Consider the following 26,731-nt stretch of genomic DNA (forward strand, 5'->3'; position numbering starts at 1 on the left):
TGACATCAAACCTCCACATGTATAGAATTAACGCATCCTTTTTGTTTGTATCCCGTGATCTGATACAATTGATCCATTCTTCTTTCCTGTTCCTCCAAAGGCGTCTGTTTTGCAGCTAGCATCATCTGCAAGCACTTCATCGCCTCGTCTATTTCCCCCAAATCAGGTCGTCTTCCACACTCCTTCAGCTTATGCCCAATCTCTTGCAATCTATGATACGGCTGCACAAATCCTTTTTGGTATGCTACTTCGTCATTGTTACGATTCTTTGTGCAGATACCAATCCGGATGCACGTCTGCACCACAGTCGGAAATTCCTCTTCAAGCTTCTGACGATCTGATGGTTCATCAAAGGAAAAAGCCCTAAGTGTCGGAACGTTTTTCCTTGTCAGATTACGAAGCACCGTTTTTGGCCCGAACTCAATAGCAAGTTCTACTCCTTGGTCATGAGCATCCTGCATAATTTGCGTCCATTTGACTGGCTCAGTCATTTGTCTAGTCAGTAACTCGGCAATGCAAGCTTGATCATCATACGGCTTTCCAGTCACATTGGAATAAACCGGCCATTTCAATGTATCAACATTGACCTTCACAAGCTCAGCATGCAAACGTTCGGCTGCTGGCTTCATCAGCATGCAATGAAAGGGAGCACTTACCTGTAACGAGATAAGCTGTGCACCTTGTTGCTTTATCATCTCGCTCACCCTGCTGACTGCCTCCCGATGACCGGCAATCACCACCTCATGCAAAGAATTGTAACAAGCGATCTCCACTGCCTTCTGTCCCTCAGATACGCTGTGGCACATGTCAGCTACTAGGGTAGCGGGGATATTACGTACAGCTACCATACTTCCTTCACCCGGCGAAACCGCTTCCTGCATGAACTGTCCTCTTTTGGAAACAAGTAGAACAGCATCCTGAAACGAAAGGGCTTCTGCGCAAACCAGAGCAGAATATTCACCCAGACTATGACCGGCTAGATAGGATGGCTCGATTCCAAACTCTTGCATGAACACCCGAAATGCCGAAACGCTTACGGTCAGAATGGCTGGCTGTGCTATTTCCGTACGTGTTAGTTCTTCCCGACTGCTTTGCTCACAGCACTTTTTTAGGTCAAATCCCAAGGTATCACTTGCTTCCTCAAACGTCTGCCGAGCAATTTCAAAGTCTGTATACAAATCCAAGCCCATTCCTGCATATTGGGAGCCTTGGCCCGAGAACATCATGGCGAGCTTTTTCACTTCTTCCTCCTCACTCTCGTAGAAGCTTAAGAATCCTGAGGGCAGTCATTTTTCGATTGCCCATCAGGAAACTGACTCTTATCGTTTGATTTCCATTTCTTCCAATAAGGCTAATGCATCCTCCATGCTCAAATCGCCTTCTTCTACCTTTTCTAGCATCGTCGCTAGTTTCTGGTCCATGCTTTCCTCCGCCTCTACTGGTTCTAGCTGTTCTTGAATGTATGCTGCCAACTTACTCACAGTAGGGTAAGCAAACAAATCAGTGACACTGACCACGTTAGGATAAATTTTTGCCAATTCCCCCTGCATCTGAACCAAAAGTAGAGAATGTCCTCCCAGATCGAAGAAATTATCATGTAAACCGATGCTAGGGTTTTGTAATAACTTCATCCAGATAGATAACACCTGTTCTTCTATATCATTTTCAGGTATCTGCAACTGAGCTTGCTCACCATGCACTACTTCTGGCATCGGTAGCTTCTTATAATCTATTTTTCCATTAGGTGTAAGGACTAGTGCTTCCAGTTGAACGAAAAAGGATGGCAGCATGAAAGCTGGCAACGTCTGACTTAAAAACGTACGTAGCTTTACTTCGGCTATCGGCTCAGTTGATACGTAATAGGCACATATCGCTGAATAACCTACATGTTCAATCACCTTTACGACAGCTTCTTGCACCAAATGATGCTGTAATAACCGTGCTTCAATCTCTTCTAATTCAATTCTGTACCCTCGAATTTTGACCTGAGTATCCCTTCGCCCCAAGAACAGGACGTTACCATCAGGCATCCATTTTGCAAGATCGCCTGTTTTGTACAGCCTTTGCCCCGGTTTAAACGGGTGTGCTATGAATTTTTCAGCTTGAAGCTCCTGCCGTCCAATGTAGCCTCTTGCTAAACCTACCCCTCCTATGCATAACTCACCGGGCACACCGATGGGTTGAAGTCGGTTGTACAGTGGGTCCAAAATGAGTATTTCTGCATTAGCGATCGGTTTCCCAATCGGAATCTCTGATGGGGTCGACTGATCAATCGGATAGACCATACTCGTGACTGTACACTCGGTCGGCCCATAAGAGTTGACCACCTGATAGCTCGTCGGCGAAATTTGCTTTAGCCTATCGCCACCCACTAGTAGCATCCGCAGAGAACGATTTGGCAGTTTCATAAATTGCTCTCCAATTGCAGTCGCCAAATAACTGATCGAAATTCCGTTTGCCTCGAAATACTCATGTAATTTTGGCAGGTCTAGTCTGATCTCTTCTGGAATGATATGAATACAAGCACCACTTATCAGATATGGGAAAACCTCCCAGATAGAGGCATCAAACCCAAATCCTGCATACTTAGTGGTGGCGTCCTGCTTTGAAACCTTAAAATAGTCACGGTACCACAAAGATAGATTTAACAAGGAGCCATGCTCGATTAAAACACCCTTAGGCATACCAGTCGATCCTGATGTATAGATGACATAAGCCAAATCCCGTTGTTCGACAGGAAGCAGGAGATTGGAATCATCCTCCATATCAAGCGTAAGTGTAGTCATATCTAACCATGACTCGCTGTTGCCGTTATATGCCTCTTTTACCCCAGCAGAGGCCAAAACCGTCTTCACTTTACTATCTGCTAAAATATATTGAATCCGCTCTGCTGGATACGCTGGATCAATTGGGAGAAAAGCCGCTCCTGCCTTTAACACTGCGAGCATTCCCACTACCATTTCCAGAGAATGATGAGCGATGATACCAACGATTTCGTCACTTCTCACTCCCGATCTGCTAATTACTCTGGCCAATTGGTTCGCCTTTCGATTGAGCTGGTCGTAGGTCAAGCTCCGATCCTTGAAAACGAGTGCTGGGCGCTGAGAAGCTATTTTTGCCTGTTCTTCTATACACGCATGAATGGATGGATATACTGGATAGTTCGTTTTTGTGTTGTTAAAAATTTCACTGATCTGCACTTTCTCCTCATCCTGCAAGATCTCTAATCCACAAATCTGACCCGTTGGCTGCTCTATTACCCGGGAAAGTAGCGTACGAAAATGTTGCAGCATTCGCTTGGCTGTCCCCTCAGAAAATAGCTGAAGATCGTAGGACAAGGTAATATGCAGGTCGCTCTTTGTCTGTTTGGCAAATAAAGTGAAGTCGAATTTTTCGATCGGATTTGGATCATGTAAGCTGACAAACTGTATATCTCCTGCACGGAAGCTATCCGTTTGATCCTCCTCGAAAACCAGAACGGTTTGGAAAAGCGGATGACGACTGGAGTCCCTAGGTAGCTGGAGGTTCTCAATCAGCTTTTCAAATGGATATTCCTGATATTCAAAGGCTTGGAGAGAAAGAGCTTTTACTTCTGTAAGAAAGTCTATGAAACGCTTGTGACCTGCTGGTTGGCTTCGCAAGCCGATCGTATTTACAAACATCCCTATCATTTCTTGCAATTCAGAATGGAACCTTCCAGCAACTGGCGACCCGACGATGATATCCTCCTGCCCCGAATATCGTGAAAGAAAGACATGATATACCGCCATGAGTAACATGAACTTAGTCGTTTCTGTCTCCATCGTCAACCGTTCCAATGCGGCCATGTCATCTCCAGTCAATGTAAAAGATACCTTGCCTCCTGCATGTCCCTTCATCGAGGGCCTTGGAAAATCAAGAGGCATCTCTAAAATCGGGATATCGTGCGCAAATGTATCCAACCAATATTGCTCATGCTTCTGGAAATGAGCCGATTGAAAACGCTCATTTTGCCAGGTGCTGAAGTCCTTATAATGTACAGACAATGGGGATAGCTTGATGCCCTGATAAAACGCCGCCATGTCCCTAATTAGGATTTGCATGGACAAACCATCAGAAATAATGTGGTGCATATCAAATAAAACCGTGTGTTCTGTCTCACTTTGACGGACGAGTCCGACACGAACCAGCGGAGCATCGGCAAGATCGAAAGGCCGAATAAAATGGGCGATGATCGTATCAAGCGTCTGTTTTTTCGAAACCTCGAACATCTCGATTTCTACTGGACAACTTTGGGAGATACGCTGAACAGGTTCACCATTTACCAGGTCAAATGAAGTTCGCAGAGTCTCATGACGATCCACTAGCTGCTGATATGCCTCCTGCAATCGCTGTTTATCCAGCTGGCCCGTTGCCCGTAAGATTCCTGATATATTGTATGAAGTATTACTGCCCTGCATTCGATCCAGCAAAAACAAGCGTTTTTGTGCAGAGGAGACTGGATAGTGCTCGCTCTGGGTTACTTGCTGAATTGGGAATTCGATCTGTTTAGATTTTCCTTTGATCCGTGTAGCCATTGCTTGTAAAGTAGCGTGGCTAAATATCTCGGTCACTGAGATATCCGCATCAAACGATTGCTTTATAGCTGTCGCAAGCTTAACGGCACGCAGGGAATCTCCCCCTATGGTGAAAAAGTGATCCGTCGCTCCAATTCGCTCTAAACCAAGAACATCAGACCATACTGCTGCCAATCGCATTTCCCAATCCGTGGTAGGAGGCACATATCCCTTCGTCTGAAGGCGTTGCTCGCTCGGTTCTGGCAGTTGATTTTTTGCTACCTTTCCATTCGGAGTAACAGGAATACTCTCAATTTGGACAAAGCTTGCAGGGATCATATAGATCGGAAGCCTCTCTGCCAAATACTCACGTAATTCCATTAGGTCGGTCTCCTTCTGGAACACGATATACGCACATAAGTAAGCTTCGTCCTCTGCATCCTCTCTTTTTATCACACAAGCATCAGCGATCGCCGGATGATCTAGGAGGACAGCTTCAATGTCTCCTAGCTCCATTCGAAATCCCCGTATCTTCACCTGCTGGTCAATTCTGCCCAAAATCTCTATATTTCCATCAGGTAGCCATTTTGCTAAATCTCCTGTTCGATATAACCTCTCCCCTGAAACAAACGGACTTTGAATAAATTTATCTGCTGTTAATTCTGGCCGATTGACATATCCTCTAGCTATGCCTGGTCCAGCAATGCATAGCTCCCCTGGAACGCCAATCGGCAGCAGTCTTCCTTCCTGATTAAGGATATACACGTGATAATTGCTTATCGGTTTTCCAATAGGAATGCTTCGCTCTTCTCTACCCTGAACATGAAAATAGGTAGCGCACACCGTTGCCTCTGTTGGCCCGTATGTGTTGTAAATCGCTACTCGGTCTGCGTAGCTGGTATAATATGCAGGCTTTAGCACATCTCCGCCACTGATGATCAATCGAAGACTCGGGATAACCGGGTATTTATTTAGTTCATTTAGCAGTAGGGGTGAACAACTAATGACAGTTACCTGATGTTCACGCAAAATGGAAGCCAAAGCAGACACATCCCGGATTTCCTCACGGTGTGGAATTACCATGCAGCCACCATTCAAGAGAGTCGGATACATCTCCTCAACGAATGCATCAAACGAATACGATGCTTGCTGCAAAACCACGTCATCAGCGGTTATTTGGAACTCTTTGTCAAAAGCATGCAGATACGCAAGCAGATTTCCGTGTTCCACCATTACCCCTTTTGGTTGTCCTGTAGAGCCTGATGTGTATATGACATATGCCAAATCAGTTAGCTTATTAACACATGGTGGGTTAATGTCCTCCTCTGCAAGCGAAGGGTCATCCAAAGAAAGTATGTCTTCAATAAAATCAAGTTGTTCCGCGATACGGGATTTGGTCACGAGCAATGGAAAACCACTGTCTTCCCAAATGGCTCGAATTCGGTTCATCGGTAGCTCTGGATCAATTGGCAAATAAGCTCCGCCCGCTTTCAGCACAGCCAAAATGACTGCTACCATGTCGGCAGAACGCTCTACGATTAAACCGACAACCGTGTCTGGGCCTACTCCCTTTTTCTTCAATCTGCTAGCCAAACGATTTGCATATCCATTTAGGAACCCATAGGTATACGACTTTCCGTCCGCGATGATAGCTGTTTTTTCTGGTTGTCGTTTTGCCTGTCCTTCAAATAGCTCTTGTACCAATTTCTCCGTGCTATATGTAGAAGTCGTCGTATTAAACTCGTCGAGTATCTGCTGTTGCTCCTGTTTGGACAACAGACTGATTGCCGACAGTTGCTCATCTGGGGACACAGCAATCTGCTTCAGCACGCTAATAAATTGCTTAGCTAGGCGGACAATTGTTTCATTTGTAAACAATTTGGTAGCATACTCAAATTCAAAGCACAGGCCGTTTGCTTCCTCTCGGGCGGTGACTGACAAATCGAATTTAGCCACTTGCTGTTTACATTCAACCGACCGGAATGATAGCTCTTCGCCAATCGAAAACGAATGGATAAGCGCAGATTCTAATGTGAACATCGTGTCAAACAGAGGGTTTCGGCTGGAGTCACGCTCTACGCATACCTTGTCGACCAGCAATTCGAATGGGTAGTCTTGGTTTTCCAAAGCCAGAAGCATGTTTTGTTTCACTTCTGCCAGGAAATCTTTAAATAACTTCTCGCCCGACGGATAATTGCGCAACGCCAAAGTATTAACGAACATGCCGAGTAGATTGTCCAACTCCTCATTGCGCCTTCCCGCCACAGGCGTTCCCACCACAATATCGGACTGTCCAGAGATATGCATGAGCCATACATAATAGCTAGCTAGCAATACCGTATACAAGGTCGTCCCATTTTGTAATGCAAGTCGGTTCAGTGTCTCAGCCTCCGATTGATCCAAAACCATCTTGACAAGACCCCCAGCAAAGCTTTGAACGGCACTGCGCTGATAATCAGTAGGCAATTGTAAGATCGGGATCTCACCAGCAAAGCTTTCCAGCCAAAATGTTTCCTGTTTTTTGCATTCTTCTGATGATAGCCATTCACTCTGCCAGACAGCATAATCCGTATATTGAACTGGCAGTGCTGGTGGCTCTATTCCTTGATATATCTTGACAACTTCCTGAATGAAATTAGAAATCGTTACACCGTCACCAATGATGTGGTGCATATCAAAGAAAAGCAGATGTCGATCTTCAGCCGCCTTTGCCAGTCCCAATCTCAGAAGGGGAGCTGTTGTCAAATCGAATGGTTGTATAAATCGGTCGGCTATCTCATCGACGGTTGTTAGGTCAAACGACGGATCAAGAGAAAGCGACTGGAGGGAGAGAGTGATAGTTGGTTCCACTCGCTGAACAGGTACCCCATCAACCCATTCAAACGAGGTCCGTAATATATCATGACGTTGTAAAATCTGTACAAAAGTCTTCTCCAAGCGCTCCTTGTCTAATTTTCCCTCGATTTGCATCACAGCCGAGATGTTGTAGTTGACGCTGGCTCCATCAATTTCGTGTAATAAAAACAATCGTTTCTGTGCTGATGAGACAGGATAATACGAACGCTTCTCTACCACTGGGATGAGCGATGAGTTAGCTGATTGCTGCGTGATAACATATTGTGCCAGCTTTTGTACCGTTGGGTTTTCAAAGAGTGCCGAAATCCTCAGTTTCATTTTCAGCATCCGGTGAACCCTGCCGACCAACTGCATTGCCTTTAACGAATGACCTCCCCTTTCAAAAAAATGATCTAGAACGCCGATGTTATTGATCTCTAACACTTCTTGGAAAAGCGCGAGCAACGTTTCCTCCGTCTCATTACTCGGTGGTTCATAAGAAACGGCTTGTTCAAAAATGATAGTAGGCTTAGGCAACAAAGCTTTATTGATTTTTCCGCTTGTGTTTAATGGCATCTTCTCTATTTGTTCAACCCAATCAGGAACCATATATGCCGGTAAACGTTGCGACAAGTAGTTTCGTAGAATGGAAGACTCCAGTAGTTGATCTGCCACATAATACGCGCACAAATATTTTTGCTGTTGCTCGTCTTCTCTTACGATTACACATACTTCCCGTACCGATTCGTACTGAAGTAATACATGTTCGACTTCTGTTAGCTCAATGCGGAATCCGCGAATTTTCACCTGATTGTCGATTCGCCCTAAATATTCAATGCTACCGTCAGGCAACCATCTGGCCAAATCTCCTGTCCGGTACATCATTTCATGATCAGCAAAAGGACTAGCAACAAACACACTCTCTGTCAGCTCAGGTCGATTCAAATACCCACGAGATACACCATCTCCAGCCATACACAGCTCTCCAGGAAAGCCGATGGGAACTAGCTTGCAATTCTTATCCACAATATAGGCTTTCGTATGACTAATAGGCTTGCCGATCGGAACATTCACCTCATAATCCGAGGTGACGGGGAAAAAGGTTGAAAACACTGTGTTCTCTGTTGGACCATATCCATTCACGATCAATAATTGTGGACATTGCTGACGAACTCGGTTGACGTGTATGGGAGAAACTGTGTCCCCACCTACAATCAATGTATGTACATCCGAGAAGAGGGATGGATTCTCCATAGCAAACTGGTTGAACAGCGGACTAGTCAGCCATAGTAGTGTGACTTTATTTTGTTGTAACGTTTGTCTAAAATGATCGACGTCTAAAAGCTGTTCTTTTGTAAGTAAGCAAAGCGTAGCACCATTTAACAGCGATCCAAAAATCTCAAATACAGAGACATCAAAGACAAGCGAGCTTGTTTTTAATAGACAATCCTGTGCTGAAATCCGAACAGTCTGTTGATTTTGCACCAAATGGATGACATTACGATGCTCCACCATGACCCCTTTTGGCAAACCACTAGAACCGGACGTGTAAATAATATAAGCCAAATCTTTTGGACTAACAGAATAAATCATGTTTTCCTTAGAATAGGAGCCCAATGCTGAATTCTGGATGTTGAATATGCAGCCGTTGTACTCCTGAAGCAAAGACGTAAAGCCGGTCTGCGTAATTACTACTTTGGCGCCACTATCGTTGAGCATGTATTGAATTCGTTCTAATGGAAAACTTGGATCAATAGGCAGATACGCCCCGCCTGCCTTTAGGATGGCTAGAGTGGCGATAATAGATTGCATTGGCTCCTCCACGAGAACCGCAATCACACTCTCTCGTGATATACCCAATTCGATCAGCTTCCATGCTAGCTGATTTGCTTGTTCATTTAGTTTTTGATAGGTCAAACTTTGATCATCATGAATTAATGCAACATGATTAGGGTGTTCCTTTACTTGTTGTTCAAACATGAGCGGTATGGATTGATAGAGGACGAATTCATCTTGTTTATCGTTAAATTCTTCTAATATCTGTTTCTCCTCTTGCAATGTCAGCAACGAAAGTTTTGATACCTTCTGTTCCACATCCTCTGTCATACACTCAATAATCCGTTCATATAGGGTAAGCAATCTACCAATTGTCTCATTAGAGAAACGATCGGAACTGTATATAGCCTTTATCTCTACCTGTTCATATTCAGAAATGACCAAGGTGAGATCGTAGTTTGTCATTTCAAAAATAGAATACTCCTGAAGCGATAGAGCATCTGTGTTTCCTAATTGTTGATCCAGTGGATAATTCTCTACCACCACAATTGAGTCAAATAACGACGGGACATGGGCTATTTGACTGTAGCCTTTAATTTCTGCCAAGGAGGTAAACTCAGCGTCATCCCGCCCCATCATGGTCGTGTTCACTTGCTTTACTACATCAAGAATCGGAAGCTGTTCACTGGCTCTCACCCGCAACGGTAGCGTATTAATAAACAGTCCAACCATCTGCTCGATACCGGGAATTTTAGCGTTTCTCCCCGAAGAGGTGACGCCAAACAAGACATCCTCGCATCGGTTGAATTTTTGCAGCAATACCCCCCACGCGCTGTACATAAAAGCCGAGAATGTTACCCCATGCTGTTTGGCAAGCATCTCAATTTTCTCTTTCGTCCGTATAGGTAGCATCAACTGCCGGGTACTTACAACTGCGCTATCCACTTCGTCCCTATTGTAATCATGGGGTAACATTGTTTTTGAATCGAATCCATCCAGATACTCTTGCCAATAAGTAGCTTGTTTGTTTTTATTCTGCTTTTGTATCCATTGGATAAACTCTCTATATTTCGTTTTTTCTTTATATTCCGTTAATTCATTATTCAGTAACGATTGATAAACATCCCAAAATGTCTGAAGCAAAATCCCTGTACTCCAGCCGTCAAATAAAATGTGATGGTTCGTAATCATTAACACACATTCTTGTTCATTCAAGAGGACAAAGGTAATACGAAAAGGGGCTGAACTTAAATCAATCCCTTGGTCCAGATCATTGCTTTTGATGATTTCTAGCTCGTTTGCCTGTTCTTCCCTATCCCTGTTTTGAAGTGAAAAAACTCGAAAAGGAATGGGATGCTCCTTCAAAATAATCTGTACAGGACTTCCTGTTTTTTCCCAGCGGTAAATCGTGCGAAGCATCTCATTTTGCTTGGCAACGATGTTCCACGCCTGTTCGAACAGCTCTGTCCGAATAATTCCACGGATCGTTAGCGAAAGTTGTTCTATGTATTGTCTGGAATTCTGATGTTCCAGATAATGAAACAACATGCCTTCCTGAAGCGGAGTCAGACCTAGAATATCCTCAACATTTTTCCGATCCAATGTGACTACTCGACTCATGGATACACCCTCCTCAGTTTAATGCTGAATCAAATTCAAATGTGTAGTTAGTCGATGGATCAGCCATCGCAACCACTACCTTCCGAGGGCCTACAAAAGGGGCACGGCCATGTGATACAAGCATATTATCTAGCATCAGAACGTCTCTCTTCTCCCAAGGGAAATAGACGGATGTGCGCTCGAAGACATTTCGGATTTCCTCAAGAATAGCTAGATCTATCGGCTGCCCATCACCAAAGTATGTATTACGTGGGTAGTTCTCTTCTGGTACGGCCATCATGATGTAGTCGCGAATTTCCTCTGGCAGGTTGGTTACATGGAATAGGTGAGCTTGATTAAACCAAACCCATTCGCCCGTTTTTGGGTGCTTCGCAACGGCTGGACGCAGGGAGCGAGTTCGTAGGCAATCGCCGTTTAGCCACTCATATTCTATCCCCATTTTCTTGCAGTACTGCTCCACTACTGTTTTATCCTCTGTTCGAAACACATCTTGCCATGGCAAGTCGAGCCCTCCGCCGTAATTACGAACATACATGACTTTCTTTTCCATAAAACGCCTTACGATAGCAGGATCAAGCAGCGATAAAACCTCTCGGCTGTCAGCAATCAGTGTCTCTCCTCCCTGTTGAGCCGGCTGTGCACAATAGAACCAGATTTTCATCGCCCATTGGTGGGCATATGAGTTTTCGTTATGCTGCGGAATGCTCTGGTCCGCTGGATATTCCGTCGAAGTGTACACTCTTCCCTGCACCTCTGTTCGTGGAGTAGAGCGTTCACCGTACTCTACAAGCTCAGGAGCGAATTGCTTCGTTAGGTTTTCGAAGCTCTCAATGGTCGGTACGTCAAAACCTCTGAAAAGAATACCACCGTATTTCAGCAAGCTTTTTTCGATTTTGTCAGCATGCTCCTTTACCCATGCATGCAAATCAAGCTGTTCATCTATTGGTCGAATAACGAGCGGAAGCGTCCCCTGTGCATTTGGCAATAGCTCTACTCTTACCTTCTGATCAAACATCGTTTCCTGAATCGCTACCACTTCTTTTTGCATCTTAATCCCCACTTTCTTCATTACTATTTATAAACTTTTTATTCCTATTTCTACTAATCAACGCTTTTTGATTCAAAGAGGTAGATTCAAATCAGATGGCGATACCTGCCTTGTCCTGTTCCTGACAGTGTATAACCAAGTCGTGAAATTGCTCCCTGAAATTCCGCTAATTCTAGCGTTGTAATAGATAGAAAAGTCATTTTTCTAAAAAATTCAGTTATATCGAGATAATATCTAATAGTATATTCAATAAATGGAATAATTTCCATATATTTTCCAAATTCATAAACGAAAACATAAAAGTTAAATCAGCAACACTAGCGTGCAAAATTTCTTGGGGTTTCCTACAACACGAATAAGACGGAGATGATGGTCGTATGGTTCGTGTTCAAAAAAATGAACAAGGACTGTGTATCTCTGCATACTGTCCTTGTTTCAAATGGCTCTACATTACACGTTTGTCAGATTGAACTAAACATCTTGCAATAAACACTCCCCCAATGCATAGCCATCTATCAGAAAGATAGCCAAAAATGCTAGTAACAACATAAGTAGATATAAAACTGCTAGACTAGTCATACATGAAAAGAAGCTTGCCTGCTCTAACGGAGCTGTGTTTACTTAATAAATATTATGTAAAGTATTAGTGTCACTAGATTGTATCTATACTATTCGTACATATGTAAAACTGAATCTTTTTTCCTACTTTCCGTGATATAGAGGTATTCTTCACAAAAAATATTGGATTTTTTGGGTTCGAGTCCTACGTTATTCTAGCGATTTCGCCCTCTCTTACTTTCAACTAGAGTTCTCGTAATTGGAAGGCTTACATATATAAAGGGTGCTCCTATATAAGGGCACCCTTTACGAATTCGGTCTGTCATAATTTTACTTGCTACATTTTATTTACGAAAGCATCGTACTGCTACTGAACAGTATCAGATTCCTTTGCTTGTAAGGTTACTACATCAATTTTTTGATTATCCCAAGAGGTTAAAAATGTTAGTACCTCATTTCCATAGGTATAAACATAATTTTCACACGTAGCGGATTCATAACAAGCCTTTACTTCCATTTGATACTCTGTCCCATACGTTTTGAAGACCTCTTCCTTTGTTTTTGGCAAATTGTCTCCCTCAAGATACTCCATATAAAAGGTGCTTTTTATTATCTTCTCGTTTTGCAAAATCAGAGTATGTGACAATCCCTTTTGACTTCGATATGCCAGTAATTTTGTTTCTCCCTTGTTATCCTCTGACTCTGGCTTTCCGTATTGCTGCACCACTTTGTGATATGAATCTCCTACTGATAATCCATTATATTGTAATTTGTACTCCTGTTGAGATGTTTTCGTATCCTGTGCACAGCCTGAAAGAAACATTACTACTGCCAGCAAATAAAACAAATTCTTCAATTTGTAAGCCTCCTTATTTAATGGCAGTTATATTTCATTTCCGGCCATCATTTACAAATTTATCATGATACACTTTTATATTTTTCATATAGTAATCCCAATCCCAATATCCCCCTGGATCCGTATGTGTTTGATTTGGATACTCGCTATGTCCCTTAATGTGTCTTCTGCTTATGGGGATATCATAAGTATAGGCTAATTTTGCTGCCAACTTTGCAGATTCTCTATACATAATATTGGTAAACCATTTTGGATCATCAATATATCCTTCATGTTCAATGCCAATTGTGTAGGGATTTGCACTTCTTGCATGATAAGCTACATTTCTGTCATCGACCATTTGGGTGATATCGCCATCATCACTCACATAATAATGAGCAGAAGAAGCACCCATACTCCCATGATCTCTTTGTGCCCAATCAATGGAGCCAGCATATGTGCCTTGCATTACGTGAATCACTAGATGCGTAATATCTTTTGCAGATCGTCTTGTAGAATCATAATTAGATTCGTGGGCTGAAATCCATTTAATATCAAGTTGAGGCAGGACTTTTTTTTCTTTATATTCTTTTGAATTTTCTGATGGCAACTTGATTAATTTTTCACTGGATAAATCAATGAAACCATTTTCAATTAAACTAAAAACATCTTCAGCATAATGCGTCCTTACCTCATCAGAATCAGCACCACTATATAACCTTACTGCTTCAACCCAATCTTTATAATCCTTTGAATGATTCTTGTTCTTTGTAATATCTTGCTGATATTTTGCTAATATGGCGGCTCCGCCTTTAATATTTGATTGAGTTGATGTTTTTAATACGTCTGTACTAATTCCAGTTATTTCTGAAGCCTCTTCAAGTGTTTTTCTTTTTGGATTTGACATTAAATTCATAAATCCATATCCATTCATATTATTAGGCTCTCCGTCGTGATCATCTAGCATCGACTCAATCCAGCCTATGGAAATAAGTAATGTAATAGGAACATTGTATTCATCTGCGGCTTCTTTAAACCACTTAACTAATTCCTGTTGGCTTTGTGGAGAAGCATATACTACCGTTGGATTTGTGATAAATGAAGGTATGCTCGATAATAACGTAGATAATAGGGTACATAAAATAGTGAGATTAATAGCTTGCCTTTTCAAAAACGAAACATCCTTTCTCGTATTCCAAAGAAAAAAACCTTCATCTTTTCAACGAGCAGACCTTCATTTTGGAGTTACACAGCCTTGATTTTCTTGTTATAGGTTGCACTATGACTCTTGAATTCGTAAAGCTCTCTGATTTTGACATTTTTACTGTAAGCAGAGTGTGGGATGATTAACTTTTGGAATATTGCTAAAATACATGCGGATATTCCGTTTATAAAGCGAAGATAAACCTATTTGCTCCCCTCAAAAACTAGTCTGGTAGCCATTAAAAACGATAGGAAATCTCATGTTTCCCATATAAATTGACAGTATCTTCTTATTTGGAAAAACGCAATCTTTTTTAATTTTTGGTTAACAACATTGTCATTGTCTACTTCAAAATATCCCATGGCTTTTCATTCAACAGATACAAACTTAGCAATGGGCTTAAACCCCCGTCTATATCAAAAGCTTTTCAGGTTTTAGATTATGTCCTGATCGCTGTAACCTTGTTCTTGTACCTTTCATGATGATACGTCGATTACAGTTATATCTCCTTGAATATCTGTTCTTTAATGATGGTTTTCACATTTGGACCTTGTATTACAATATGAAACACAGAGTCGAACTCTTCCTCGTCACCGCTTTTCACTAGTAACTAGTGCTTGATAGCATTATTTTTATTCACTTACTACCCATCCAAAATTCCGTATGAAAGCTTTTCTTATTTATATATGCCTTCGTAAATCTTAGTAGCTCTTCGTAAATCTACATATGTTTTTTTATTTTTAGCATGAATTTTTCGCCAAGATCCATTATCACTTCACTTCTTTTTTCATCTTTTACATGCTGAATAATTACCGGTAATGTTTTAACCATAACTACTTAGAGTTAAGTTCTGAAGCTGTTTGTTTAGGGATGTCTAGATCATCGCCATCAAATGTAATATAGATTTTCGGAAATAGAAATATTAAATAATGCCGTTATCAACGGTAATTTTTAATATTTATACTGAGTGCCATATAAATAAAAGCTTATTTCCATATAACCCCATACGACCTGGATGCCACTTGTAACAAGGATGATTCCAACCTTGCTTTCTTCAAATGAGATTTTGTTACTAAGAATCCCATTACAAACAATTTCCAGTAAAGTATGCTGTATTTCATCTTTTCATGTAGCTTGTTCTACCAATACTTACTTATTCATCTTACATAATGTTGCAAATATGGTTAAAGTTAGATATACGTAAACCAAAAATTCTTCATTACAAGAGTCGCCACCATGGCTGAACATTTTGTTTTGCTCAAACGTGATAAGAAGATTTTACCTCCATAACGCAACGAAAGCCGCCTCATCATAAATCGGCGGCTTTCGTTAGAAGCGTTTCTGTTTACAGAAACCTTATTTAATCCAACCATGTTGGTTTGATATTGATTAATTTGTGCCAGCACAGAACATTTTTTGCACTTACGTCGTGCTATCTTTTTTATCGGCGATGAATTGTTTTAATCTTTCGACCGAAACAGTTCCATCTATTTTGTCGATTGGCTCACCATTTTTAAACAAGATAGTAGTAGGTATGCTCATAATTCCAAAATGACTGACAGTATTGGTTTCTTCATCTACGTTGATTTTGAGGAGCCTCACTTCGTTGCAAGCTTCCTGATCAAACGCTTCAAGCACTGAACCAAAAAAGTCGCAGGGTCCGCACCAAGGTGCCCAAAAATTAACCAATGTAAAGCCCTCGCTCTTTATGTCTTCTTTAAAGGTAAGATCCATTGAATGACAAATGGTCATTTGCAGCTTCCTCCATTTCATAGTTTTTTTACAGATGTATAACACCTTAAACAATCGATTGGTATAGTGGATAGCCTGCAATGTTTCAATGCTACAATGCCGCATGCTTCAAGTCTTCAAGCATTGCAACCGTACGATCTCTACCATTACTTGTGCTTCATACCCATCCGACAATGACAGTGCAGTTGAAAAAAGTCATGTCAGCACAGGTTTGGTATCAAGATTTTACAATTTCTTGCCTCCTTGCTCCTTCCTAATTCCTCTTCATTTCTCCTGACAATGATGAACCGGCGTATATCTCATCACCTCCCTATAAGCAATGCAGGATACGAATAAGTAGCAAGCTTTCCCGGTAAACGTATAGCTACAGCATCCAGTCTTCTCGCCCATAGGACTGATATGCACGTCTACTTCGAATAATGTCGAGACCCTCTCTTTTTCCCCCTTCATAGATGAAAGCACATCGATTATACTTTTCGAATTATGCTATGTGAAAGTGATTCACTCCTGCTGACATCATATTTCAAGTCATTTATCGAGAATCCCCCATTCATCTACTTTAGAGAGACTTTTGCACCATACCATGTAGTTGGCAATAGGGCTATTTTGTTCCCCTCATCTACTTTTTTCTTGCTACAAGCTGAATGACATGGGCCAATCCAGTGTGCAATTTTCCTTCCACTCTCTCTTGTTCTCCATAGAAGAAATGAATCACCTCATAACCTTCACACCAAGACAGAACTTCCTGTGGCTCATATAGCATAGTAACGTCTGCGGGCCCACCTGTTCCATAATGTAATTGATCCTTGGAGTACACCTCAAGCATAATAATTCCACCAGGCTTACTAGCATTTTTCATTTTTTGAAAGATCATTTCCTGCGCATCTTTATGAAAATGTCCAAATACCATGATTGCGGCATCATATTCCTCGTTTGGTACGTTATCTACCAGCAAATCTACCTTTTTTGTCTGAACATCAACAGCATACTTCTGAGCTAGTTTTCTTGTTTTTTGCAGACCACTCTCTGCATAATCAATGGCGGTCACTTCATGACCTCTGCTTGCTAGAAAAACAGCATTCCTACCTTCTCCCTCTGCAAAGGCAATAACCCTTGGGCATTCTTTTAATCGAAAGGCTTGTTGATAAATAAACACGTTCGGTTCTTCTCCATAGATATATTCCTCTGAACGAAACCGCTCATTCCATGTACTTTCCATATTAATTAGCCTCCTGTGATTCCTTTATGTTAGCGATATATTTTTCGCTGCCTAAGACTTCTGTCAAGGGTTTCATGTAATGAAATATCCGCGGTAAGATGATCGGTATGTATCCAATGCCAAACAAGCATATCCTCCTTGCCGATCAGGTAGATTTTCTACCAGAACCCCTCTCATTCTCATTCATTGGTTCTCCCTCTTGTTGCTATTTTTTTGCCGGAAAAGCCTTTAAGTCACAACAACGTTCTGCATCTTAGTCATGTGGAAAAAATTCATCGCAAGTAATTGTGAAATGTAAGGCAAAACGTTCATCTGCATATAACTAGATATTGTAGACTCATAATGTCTATAATTAAGTTAAAAAAAGCTCTTTTATAGGTGGCCAACTGTTCGCCTCCTTTCATTGTAAAGTGACTTGCTTACACCTGCGTTTGCTTTTTAGCTAGGTCAGACAATTTCATTTTTTTGAGGTGCGACTCCATTTTCTGTTCCGCTTCCATCATAACAGCTTGAATCAGGCATTCGTCACCGTGGAGAAAGTCACATTCAAATAAAGAACTGGTGCCTTCAATAGCATGGATAATATCCAAAAAGGTAATATCGTCTTTTTTGCGAGATAACCGATACCCTCCGTTAGCTCCCGAAACTGATTCGATCATCCCTGCTTTCACGAGCCTTGTTAAAATTTTGGAAAGATAGGTTGGTGAGACGCCTTGGGCTTCCGCCAACTGCTGAACTCCTACCGGCTTTACCGGAGAATCGGAAACGAGCGCAAGCATCGTGTGCAGAGCATAGTTTGTTGCTTTCGTGAATCTCATGAACGCACCTCAATTACGGATTTATTGTATCCATAATATCCTTGAAATCAATGGTGTGTCAAGCTGTACCTTTTCATCAATTCATATTGTCTAGCATTGATGGCTTGGAGGCACTACATTACTCTGTTTAGTTCATTAGCTCGTAATTATAGGGACTAATTCGTTGAAGCCACCTATTACTGCAATGAGAGTACAAGCCTGCGACACCTTCCATTGGGCTACGTCCTCCAAAATGCCTAGCTCACACGAAAGGGGCATCTGAACCACGTGTTCGTTGAAAAAAAGTTGATTGTCTACCACTATTCAAGTATTGAACCCGTTAGCGTAACAACGTCGTTTCACCAAAGATCATCGCTGAAACCTTACCCTTAGTATCCTTGGCTAAGTCCTACTATCTGATCTTTAACATTTACATTACTTAATCCCCCGTGGTAACAAACCACGGATGCAATGTCGAGGTCTACATACTTTTTTAAAGAGAGACGAGCTGCATTCATATCCGGTGTGGTCGGGACATGAATTCCTGCGAGAATCCCATTTACACTGTACATCGAATCCCCGGCGATGAGAGTCTTACTTTGCCTTAAATAAAGGCTGATATGACCGGGAGTATGCCCTGGAGTATGAATGACGCGAATCCTGCCACAAAACGGCAGTTCCTGACCGTCAATCAAGATATCGTCCACTCTGCCTTTCGGGGGATTATCAAGGTGCCCGTCTTTTAGAAGTGGTATTTCCCCCTGAATATACGGCTTATCCAGTTCGTGCGCATAAACTTTAACATTAGTACTACACTCCTGCAAAATCTCAGGAAGACAGCCTATATGATCCACATCCTGATGCGTCAAAATCACAACTTTTAGTTTGTCGAACGACACTCCTACCTTTTCCATAGCCACGCGTAAATCTTCAATTTGCCCAGGGAATCCTGTGTCTATTAAAACAGCCATTTCTCGATCCCACAAAAGAATTGGGTGAATAATATTCCCATGAAAATCTAGATGAAGCATTTCTACTCCCTTTGAAATTTCCATAATATCGGGCCTCCGTAAAATTAAATTTTTACGCAAAAATGCAATACTATTTTGTAGGTTTAGTAGTTGTCAACATCTTCTCTATAAATCGCTCGACATAACAGAACGGTTCCCTGCCGCTTACTTGATGTCTATTGATTTGCACGATACTGCCCGTTAGTTGAATAACTTACCTTTTTACAACGAACACCATGTATGAATGACCTTACGCGTATAGCATGTAGTCTATTAATTGAAAGACAGAATGGATCAAAGCCTTACAGTAATAATTAATATGTAAAGTATAATGGTTTCGCTGACTATTTTTACTAATTTTCCTAATCAAGATTCTATTCTTAGAACCTTTATTCATTTCCCTAATTGAATTGATTCTTTAGAAAACGCCCGAATCCAAAAATTCAGGCGTTTCGTTCTATATTAGAAATATAGACAATCTGGGACACTATTTATATACCTATCCTCCCTAAATAAGGGATGTTGCATGAATCAGTGGTGTTCAATTCCAGTAATTAAAAAGTGATTATCCTTTTCAACTAAACTAAATTCTACATCCACCTTATTTTTCTGTTTCGATTTGGGATCTAGGTAATCATATTCTGTGCCCGTTACCCTTACAATCATTTTAGAGTCCTTTTTGTCCAATATAACTTTTAAATCTTCATCGATGCTACTTGTCCCACTTCCGAATCTTTCTGTGGGGATTGAAGCATAGGTCCCATCAGACTCCTTGCTAAAGAAGGTTGCAAAAATAGCCTCCGATTCTTCTGGTACAAAGTATTTATTGAGTCGGGCAATAATGATTTCCTTCGCTGTTTCGTCCAGCTTGGTGTTCGAGCTAAGCAGTCTAGTAAGATCATCTGTCCATGTTTGTAATTTATTAAACCAGATCCACTTGGAGATATCATCCTTCGTTTTTAGCACATGATCATCTAGTATTGGTGGGGAATACGGTTCTAATAAGGATATGACTAAGCTAACATTGTCCTTTGTTAAAAATCCCTCTTTAGACTCAGGGGTAGGATTTGTTGCGGAAGGGACAGGCTGTGCGTCCTTCCCTTCTGGCTTAGCAGCAGGTTGACTAGAACCGCATCCACTAATTGGTATTGATAGGCAAAGGAAAAGCGTCAAAAACATTTTTTTCACAAAAGTTATCCTCCTTACTTCTTGTTATGGAAAAACTCAGGTTAATCCTAACCTGAGTTTCATACACCACTTATTATATTACAAAAATTCAAAAAATACATTTTTTAACTATTCAAGAGGAATCCCTAGTTCTTCCCGTTGTTCAGGGGTCATTTCTCTAATCTCCTCAATGCTGTAAAAAGTTCCTTCACTTAAATCAAGTTCACCATGATCTTCTATTTCTTCAAAATCTCCAATAAGGCTTTTCTTTACTTTATATTCTGGGAAATAATCAGATGGGTTCAAACGCTCATTTGAATGATTAAAACCAGAACCACTTCTCACTTCAAAATGTAAATGAACGCCTGTTGAATCACCAGTAGTCCCCATTACTCCAATTTGATCACCTTCTTTAAGCTTGTCGTTAGTAGAAACTAGTGGTTCTTTATCTAGATGAGCATACCATGTTTGGATTTTCTTTTTGTCAACAGTATGATCAATGACAACTAGATAACCATAGCTTGCACCCTTTGTCTTACTACTATGGAAGCCTGCTTGAACTACCTTTCCATCATAGGCTGCCATAATTTTATCTCCAGCCTTTGTACCACTCTTAGGAATAATATCGAGTCCTTTATGCTTGTCACTATAGCCCCGGGATAGTGTTTTTGATTCTGTTGGCAACGTTTTGGCGTATGCAGAACTTACTCCAACTACTAGTGATAGAATTGTAACCAGTGCTATTGCTTGCTTTTTCAAATTCATCTACTCCTTAACTCTATTTTTCAAATCATAAGTTCATTATATATTAAATTACCATTATATCAATAATTTTCCAATAAACTATTTATTTAATTTAGATTATTTAAAATATTATAAATTTAAATACTTTATCTTAATTATGTCATAAACAACAACAAGATATTCTATGATGCGTGCATATTTATACTCCCTCAAAAAACAAAAATTCTCTACTTTACTTATCTTTAGTACGATCCTCGTATCCATAAACTTTTCATATAAGAAATGGGACTGAAAAATTATGATTAGAAAGTATACTCTGATAGAAGGGCACCCTTTAAGAACTAAAACGGTAATATTACTTCGCTACATATTCATCTTACAATCAACTCTTGTCCTTTATCATTTACACTCATCCATGCATTTATCTTGTAATCGAATCGTGTGAACCTTTTAAACCCATCCATTCATCTATCTTGTAGTACGTGCCATTAATAGTGACAGACTTGACTTTCCAAGCTGGATTCCATTCGTCTTTCTCCCAAAATAAACCATACCCCTTTCCATCCATTGGTTTCTCTGTAAATAGATAAAACGTTTCCTTATCCCCCGCTTCGAAATTATCTTGAAGTGCTATAGCATCGGTACGATATTTATACCCGTACAGTGCGATACTAATATTGGCATCAGTGTCAGAATCCGCTTCTGAATCGGTTTCTATAATGACAGTATTTTTATACCCATCATCGTATGAAATACTAGTTTTTTCAGAAAAGGCTGCCACTTTTGCTTGAACTTCGATAGGTGCAGCAAGTGATGCGATGGGGAAATAGAGTGTAAAAACAGATAGACAAACTACTGAGACTAATTTTTCATTTTTTATCTTCCTTTCATATGGAATGAACTAGTTCGATACCAAAATATCACATATTTGTAAAATGATCTATGAATTATTTACTATTTTCAATATTTTTTCATTTTTGTAAAAACATTTCACGCATTAGTTATCTACTAGTGAAATGAAAATTTAGAATAATATAAAATTTAGGGTTACAAGCATCAATCGTCTTGATTGTTACTCTTTCTGCTCATGACAGGTGCTAAAACAATCCATAACGTATCTACCTTTTTTTAATAGGCAATCACCCTAGTCACTCACTTAAAAGGATAAAAAAGAAGCCCTCTTCAAAAAAAGAGCTTCTTTTTCTTTATAGTAGCTAGTCTGGACTCTTCCATTTTCATAGACATTGATTAGCTCAGCGGTTTATTGTTCCACTCCAACTTATAGGAGCAAATTCCCGCTTGTCCCCCTGCCATTACATACGGCCCCATAATAGTATTCAAGCGAATCATCGACAGTACGACTATTTATATAATCTAGCGTTGCTCATTTGACAGACCCCATACCAATGATTTTTACTTTCACCTTAATATTTACTCTCGATTTCTGAAAGTTGTCCAGCCAGTTCTCTTTCACCTTTTTCCATTGGGGGTAGGTATAAGCTCGTGCGTACATACCGAATCCTACTGGATCAATTTTCGCTTTTTGCAGTTTGCGAATCATTTTAGAGAATTTTTGTTCCAGATTTTCTTCAATCATTTTCTCCAATTCCTCTGGTGATTCCATCACATTGAATGGGAATAGACGCTCTGAAATAGTAGCAGTGGAATGAACATTCACATCAAATATGAAGCGGTCCCTTTCATATCGAGCTTGCGTTGTTGTCTTGATGCTATGGAGATTGACGCTAATTCGTTTCGTGTCCACTTTATCAATGGCTTGTCCTGGAGCATTCGGCAGGTGTAACGTAAAAGGAAATTCTCCCCTTGTTTTTTTTCGCAAGATATAGATCAGCTTTCCTTCATCTGAATCAACTAACATTTTGACGCGGGAAGCTTTGTCCAATAACGCCGTACCGACCAAGAGAAGCTCCTGTTCCTTGCGAAGTGCCGTAATGCTTGGTGTAATGCCATCGTCCTTCAATTGACGATGGAATTCCTGTATGGTGGTTTTGGTCGTCTCATTTCGAAACAGACCTGTCTCCACAAGGTTTGACAAATACAATGGTAAACGGGGCTTGTCTTTAGGCGTATAGCGCATTATTTCGTCAATGGAACCGTCATAATAGACAACACGGGCCGTGGCCGTGCTTTTGGGGTCTCGATAGAACGGATCAAGTAGTATTGACCAATCCTTTTGCTTGGCGAGTTTTTTTCCAATAATCACGATCTGTGTCTTGCCTGCCGTAGTCAAGCCCAAAGCCCGCTTATCGAAGCCTTCGCGTGAATGTCGCAAGGTAGTTGCACGGACCTCGAACTCTTCTTCCTTATCTTTCGCTTCTTTCGAGAAGACCGGACTTGAGATCCCGAATACCAAATTCCCGTCATCATCCAGATCAATCCCAATAACCAGTGTCAATGTCATATTCTCGATCGTCGTATAGCCACAGCCCGAGATGGGAGAAAGGGCGAACAGCATCATTACGATTATCAATATCTGGCGCATCATCGACTCGCCTCCCTCGGTGTCCACTTCTGGTAAACCTTGATGTATAGATAAAGTAGAACGGGCAGGAGATAAGAAACGATCAGGCCGAGATAGCTTGCCCACTGATTCCAGCGCAACGATTCAATCCAAGATGGCTTCAGCCACGAGGCAATCAAGACTGTTCCGATGCAGATTGCGAGTGCATACGGGCCGTGGTTTTTTGTACCAAATAGACTTGCTCCGCTGACGGAGGCGCAATAGATAAATGGAATTAACGATGTCGAAATAACAAATAGATAGATCGCCAGGAAAATGATGTCAAATCTCTCCAAGAAGCGGAATTCGATGAGCTTCAGCAGATTGAGAACAGGTTGATTGTAATCCAGAATCTCCTCTGGACTGAAAAAAATAAAGCAAACAAGTGTACTGAACACATAAATAAGCATTGTCAAGGTATTGCCCAACACGATACCGTGGACTGCCAGATCCTTGCGGCGAAGATACGGATAGATGATGAATAATATTTCAAATCCAAGATAGGCTTTCGTCGTTGTCGGCATCGCCTGCAGGATCGGTTCCCAGCCTTCCTTGATAACAGGAAGCAGGTGAATGAAATATCCCTCACGCAGTGGTATCAGCAATACAGGAGCCATCCATATTGTTAGGAAGAACACAACTTCACAATATCTAGCAATAGCAAGAATATGCTTCCTCGCTGTTATGTAGGCAGGAATAACGAGCAGTAGCATAATAAACGGAATCGACGTCATGGGCAAGAACCATGCCCTTGTATACAGCATAGTTGAGATAAATGTAGACCATGCCGAAAATGTGAAATGTAAAGTAACCAGCGCAATAAGTAGCTTGCTGATGATTTTTCCAAAGAGTCGTTCTAACAATTGAAAAAAAGTATCTTCCGGGTATTGCGCCATTACAGCAACCATAATGATGCTTAATATCAGATTAACCAGCCAAGACAGCACCAGCGCAATCCAGCCATCCGTCGAGGCTATCTCCGCAAGCTGACGTGGCAAGGACAGGACGCTGGTTGCCACTTGAATACCGTGAATCAACAAGGTGTACTGCATAAAGCTGATGCGGTATTTCCTATGTCCACTCAAGATGAATTGCCTCCTCCCGGCTTATTATTAGCTTGCCGTCGAAGCTGTTTAGGGTGAGATCCAGCTGGACGTCTTCTCATCAACCACAATGGAAAGCGTACGAATGTATCCTTCAGATCGGGAAAACGGATAGGAGCTAACGGGGTACCATATGAGACTCCAAGTGATGTTAGCGAAGTCAAATGAGAGACAAGAAGCATGCCACCGCTTACAATGCCAATAAAGCCATATAAAAAAGCAATCAGCATCATCGGAAAACGCAGGAAGCGAATCGCAGTTCCCATATCATAATTAGGCATAATGAAGGATGCAATTGCCGTAGAGGCAACAACGATAACCATGATGTTGCTGACAATTCCCGCCTGTACGGCTGTCTGCCCGATAATTATACCGCCAACAAGTCCGACGGTCTGTCCGATCGGAGCCGGTAGCCGAATTCCTGCCTCTCGCATCATTTCCAGTGTTACTTCCATAATGAATGCCTCTAGAAGCGGATGGAACGGAACTCTTTCTCTGGATTCTGCGACTGACAGAATTAACTTAATAGGAATGACCTCATAATTAAAAGTAATGAAAGATATGTAGATCGCCGGTAAAAATAGTGCGACAAAAAAAGCAAAGAAACGGAGCAAGCGAATGAAGGAAGCATAGATCCACCGCATGCTATAATCATCTACGCTTTGAAAGAATGATACAAACGACACCGGTCCGACAAGCACACTCGGCGAACGGTCAACAATGACGACATATCGGCCTTGCAAAATATGAGAAGCAGCAGAGTCAGCTCGCTCTGTCACCAATAGCTGAGGGAACGGAGAAAATGCACTATCCTCGATTAGCTCTATCAGTTCACCTGTATTGATAATGCAGTCGATATCCAGTCCTTCGATGCGTTGAACAAGCTCCTGTAAAACCTCTGGAGCGGCCACATCCTGTAGATACATAATAGATAAGTTTATCGGACAACGCGCCCCTGCTTTAACCTGCTTAATTTTAAGTTCACGGTTAGGAATATAACGCCGAATTAGGGCGATATTCTGTGAGCCCGTTTCGACGAATCCCTGATGTGAGCCTAGAATAGACGTTTCGATCGCTGGGTCGGCAATCGATCGCTGCGGCCATCCGCTTGTATCAAGGATGTAAGCTTCCATAGAACCAGAAAGAAACAGCACACTCTTGCCATCAAGGAGTAGCTTTTCAATTTGTACCATATCGGACTCTGTTTCGATTTTGCCCACGCTAATAGGAAGGGAGCCCTCCGTCATTGACAGTGATTCGATAAGCGGACGAAGGACATCATTATTGATTGAGTTCATATCGATTAAGCCTTCGAAATAGACAAGCATAGTTTCATCTGCGTGCGGCGACTCGATACTCCGGTAGACCAGATCAGGAGCGTCAGAGAAAATGGATTTCAGCCGTTGAATATTATCTGACAGCTGTTCACTTACTTTACCGTACTGTTCTGGCATTCTGTTCACCCTCACGATTGTTCATATGAGTGAAGTCTGCCTCACAAGTTTCCATTTTATTCTTTATAAATGGGAATGTATGATGTAGATGGAATGATTACCGAGCGGGTACATAAAAAAGAAATGATGGGAACTGAGGGAATAAGCTCCTTCCTTCATGTTGAAGATGCGGCTAGAGCGGCTTTCCTAGCACTTGATTGGCCATCTGGTCCAGTTAATATAGTGGATGACGAACCAGTTGCAGGATCTGTGTGGCTCCCCGCTTATGCCTCTATAATAGGCGCACCTCAGCCCACAATCCTAGCAGAGAGCAATCGCGGAGAACGCGGTGCATCAAATGCTAAAGCACGTACGCATTATGACTGGACACCTCTTCATCCAACTTGGCGTGAGGGTTTCAAAAAAGCTTTAAAATAAATACCTTTATGTATAAAGAGGTTTTATCTCAGAAGTAATTGCCGTAAAATATTTAGTAGAGCAAAGAAAAAAATACAAGACCTTTCTGAAGTAAATACAATACCCTATGAAATTCAAGAAGAGCATACAGATCGAT

General features: G+C 41.4%; 16 protein-coding genes. 1 reads left to right on the top strand and 15 read right to left on the bottom strand.

Going from position 1 to position 26,731, the window contains the following annotated elements; all coding sequences use genetic code 11:
- Positions 1-5: 5 nt before the first annotated feature.
- The 15 genes from fabD to O0550_RS11520 form a co-directional block, all read right to left on the bottom strand.
- The gene (fabD, locus tag O0550_RS11450; protein WP_258426358.1) at positions 6-1,241 is read right to left on the bottom strand and encodes an ACP S-malonyltransferase; all 1,236 of its coding nucleotides are present in this window, start codon (positions 1,239-1,241) and stop codon (positions 6-8) included.
- A gap of 78 nt (positions 1,242-1,319) precedes the next feature.
- Positions 1,320-10,766: a non-ribosomal peptide synthetase gene (locus O0550_RS11455; protein ID WP_258426359.1), complete on the bottom strand. Its 9,447-nt coding sequence runs from the start codon at positions 10,764-10,766 to the stop codon at positions 1,320-1,322.
- Between the two features lie 13 nt (positions 10,767-10,779).
- Positions 10,780-11,814 (bottom strand): TauD/TfdA family dioxygenase, encoded by a 1,035-nt coding sequence (locus O0550_RS11460; protein WP_258426360.1) that lies wholly within the window; start codon positions 11,812-11,814, stop codon positions 10,780-10,782.
- A 925-nt stretch (positions 11,815-12,739) separates the two neighbouring features.
- Positions 12,740-13,228, bottom strand: coding sequence for a hypothetical protein (locus tag O0550_RS11465; protein ID WP_258426361.1), 489 nt, complete (start codon positions 13,226-13,228; stop codon positions 12,740-12,742).
- A gap of 34 nt (positions 13,229-13,262) precedes the next feature.
- Entirely contained in the window at positions 13,263-14,378 is a 1,116-nt protein-coding gene (locus O0550_RS11470) for an N-acetylmuramoyl-L-alanine amidase (protein WP_258426362.1), read from the bottom strand.
- Between the two features lie 1,455 nt (positions 14,379-15,833).
- A complete protein-coding gene (locus tag O0550_RS11475) occupies positions 15,834-16,163 on the bottom strand; it encodes a thioredoxin family protein (protein ID WP_258426363.1) in 330 nt (109 codons plus the stop codon).
- A 619-nt stretch (positions 16,164-16,782) separates the two neighbouring features.
- The gene (locus tag O0550_RS11480) at positions 16,783-17,382 is read right to left on the bottom strand and encodes a class I SAM-dependent methyltransferase (RefSeq protein ID WP_258426364.1); all 600 of its coding nucleotides are present in this window, start codon (positions 17,380-17,382) and stop codon (positions 16,783-16,785) included.
- 419 nt (positions 17,383-17,801) lie between these two features.
- Entirely contained in the window at positions 17,802-18,200 is a 399-nt protein-coding gene (locus O0550_RS11485; RefSeq protein WP_003337668.1) for an Rrf2 family transcriptional regulator, read from the bottom strand.
- 368 nt (positions 18,201-18,568) lie between these two features.
- Positions 18,569-19,234 (bottom strand): MBL fold metallo-hydrolase, encoded by a 666-nt coding sequence (locus tag O0550_RS11490; RefSeq protein ID WP_258426365.1) that lies wholly within the window; start codon positions 19,232-19,234, stop codon positions 18,569-18,571.
- A 486-nt stretch (positions 19,235-19,720) separates the two neighbouring features.
- Positions 19,721-20,368 (bottom strand): hypothetical protein, encoded by a 648-nt coding sequence (locus tag O0550_RS11495; RefSeq protein WP_254068697.1) that lies wholly within the window; start codon positions 20,366-20,368, stop codon positions 19,721-19,723.
- A 117-nt stretch (positions 20,369-20,485) separates the two neighbouring features.
- Positions 20,486-21,121, bottom strand: coding sequence for a M23 family metallopeptidase (locus tag O0550_RS11500; protein WP_096885776.1), 636 nt, complete (start codon positions 21,119-21,121; stop codon positions 20,486-20,488).
- Positions 21,122-21,521: 400 nt separating this feature from the next.
- A complete protein-coding gene (locus O0550_RS11505; protein ID WP_258426366.1) occupies positions 21,522-21,881 on the bottom strand; it encodes a PLAT/LH2 domain-containing protein in 360 nt (119 codons plus the stop codon).
- Between the two features lie 603 nt (positions 21,882-22,484).
- Complete coding sequence (locus O0550_RS11510; RefSeq protein ID WP_050816469.1) at positions 22,485-23,606, bottom strand: Ger(x)C family spore germination protein; 1,122 nt, start codon at positions 23,604-23,606, stop codon at positions 22,485-22,487.
- Positions 23,603-24,706: a GerAB/ArcD/ProY family transporter gene (locus O0550_RS11515; protein WP_003339404.1), complete on the bottom strand. Its 1,104-nt coding sequence runs from the start codon at positions 24,704-24,706 to the stop codon at positions 23,603-23,605. The genes O0550_RS11510 and O0550_RS11515 overlap by 4 nt, the downstream gene beginning before the upstream one ends.
- Positions 24,703-26,178: a spore germination protein gene (locus tag O0550_RS11520; protein WP_258426367.1), complete on the bottom strand. Its 1,476-nt coding sequence runs from the start codon at positions 26,176-26,178 to the stop codon at positions 24,703-24,705. Before O0550_RS11520 ends, O0550_RS11515 begins: the two co-directional genes overlap by 4 nt.
- A 93-nt stretch (positions 26,179-26,271) precedes the next feature.
- Here O0550_RS11520 and O0550_RS11525 point away from each other — a divergent pair, with 93 nt between their 5' ends.
- On the top strand, positions 26,272-26,595 hold the full coding sequence (locus tag O0550_RS11525) for an NAD-dependent epimerase/dehydratase family protein (RefSeq protein ID WP_246329060.1): 324 nt from the start codon (positions 26,272-26,274) through the stop codon (positions 26,593-26,595).
- Positions 26,596-26,731 lie beyond the last annotated feature (136 nt).

Source organism: Brevibacillus halotolerans (assembly GCF_026891775.1).
In the GTDB taxonomy this organism is placed as follows: domain Bacteria; phylum Bacillota; class Bacilli; order Brevibacillales; family Brevibacillaceae; genus Brevibacillus_B; species Brevibacillus_B halotolerans.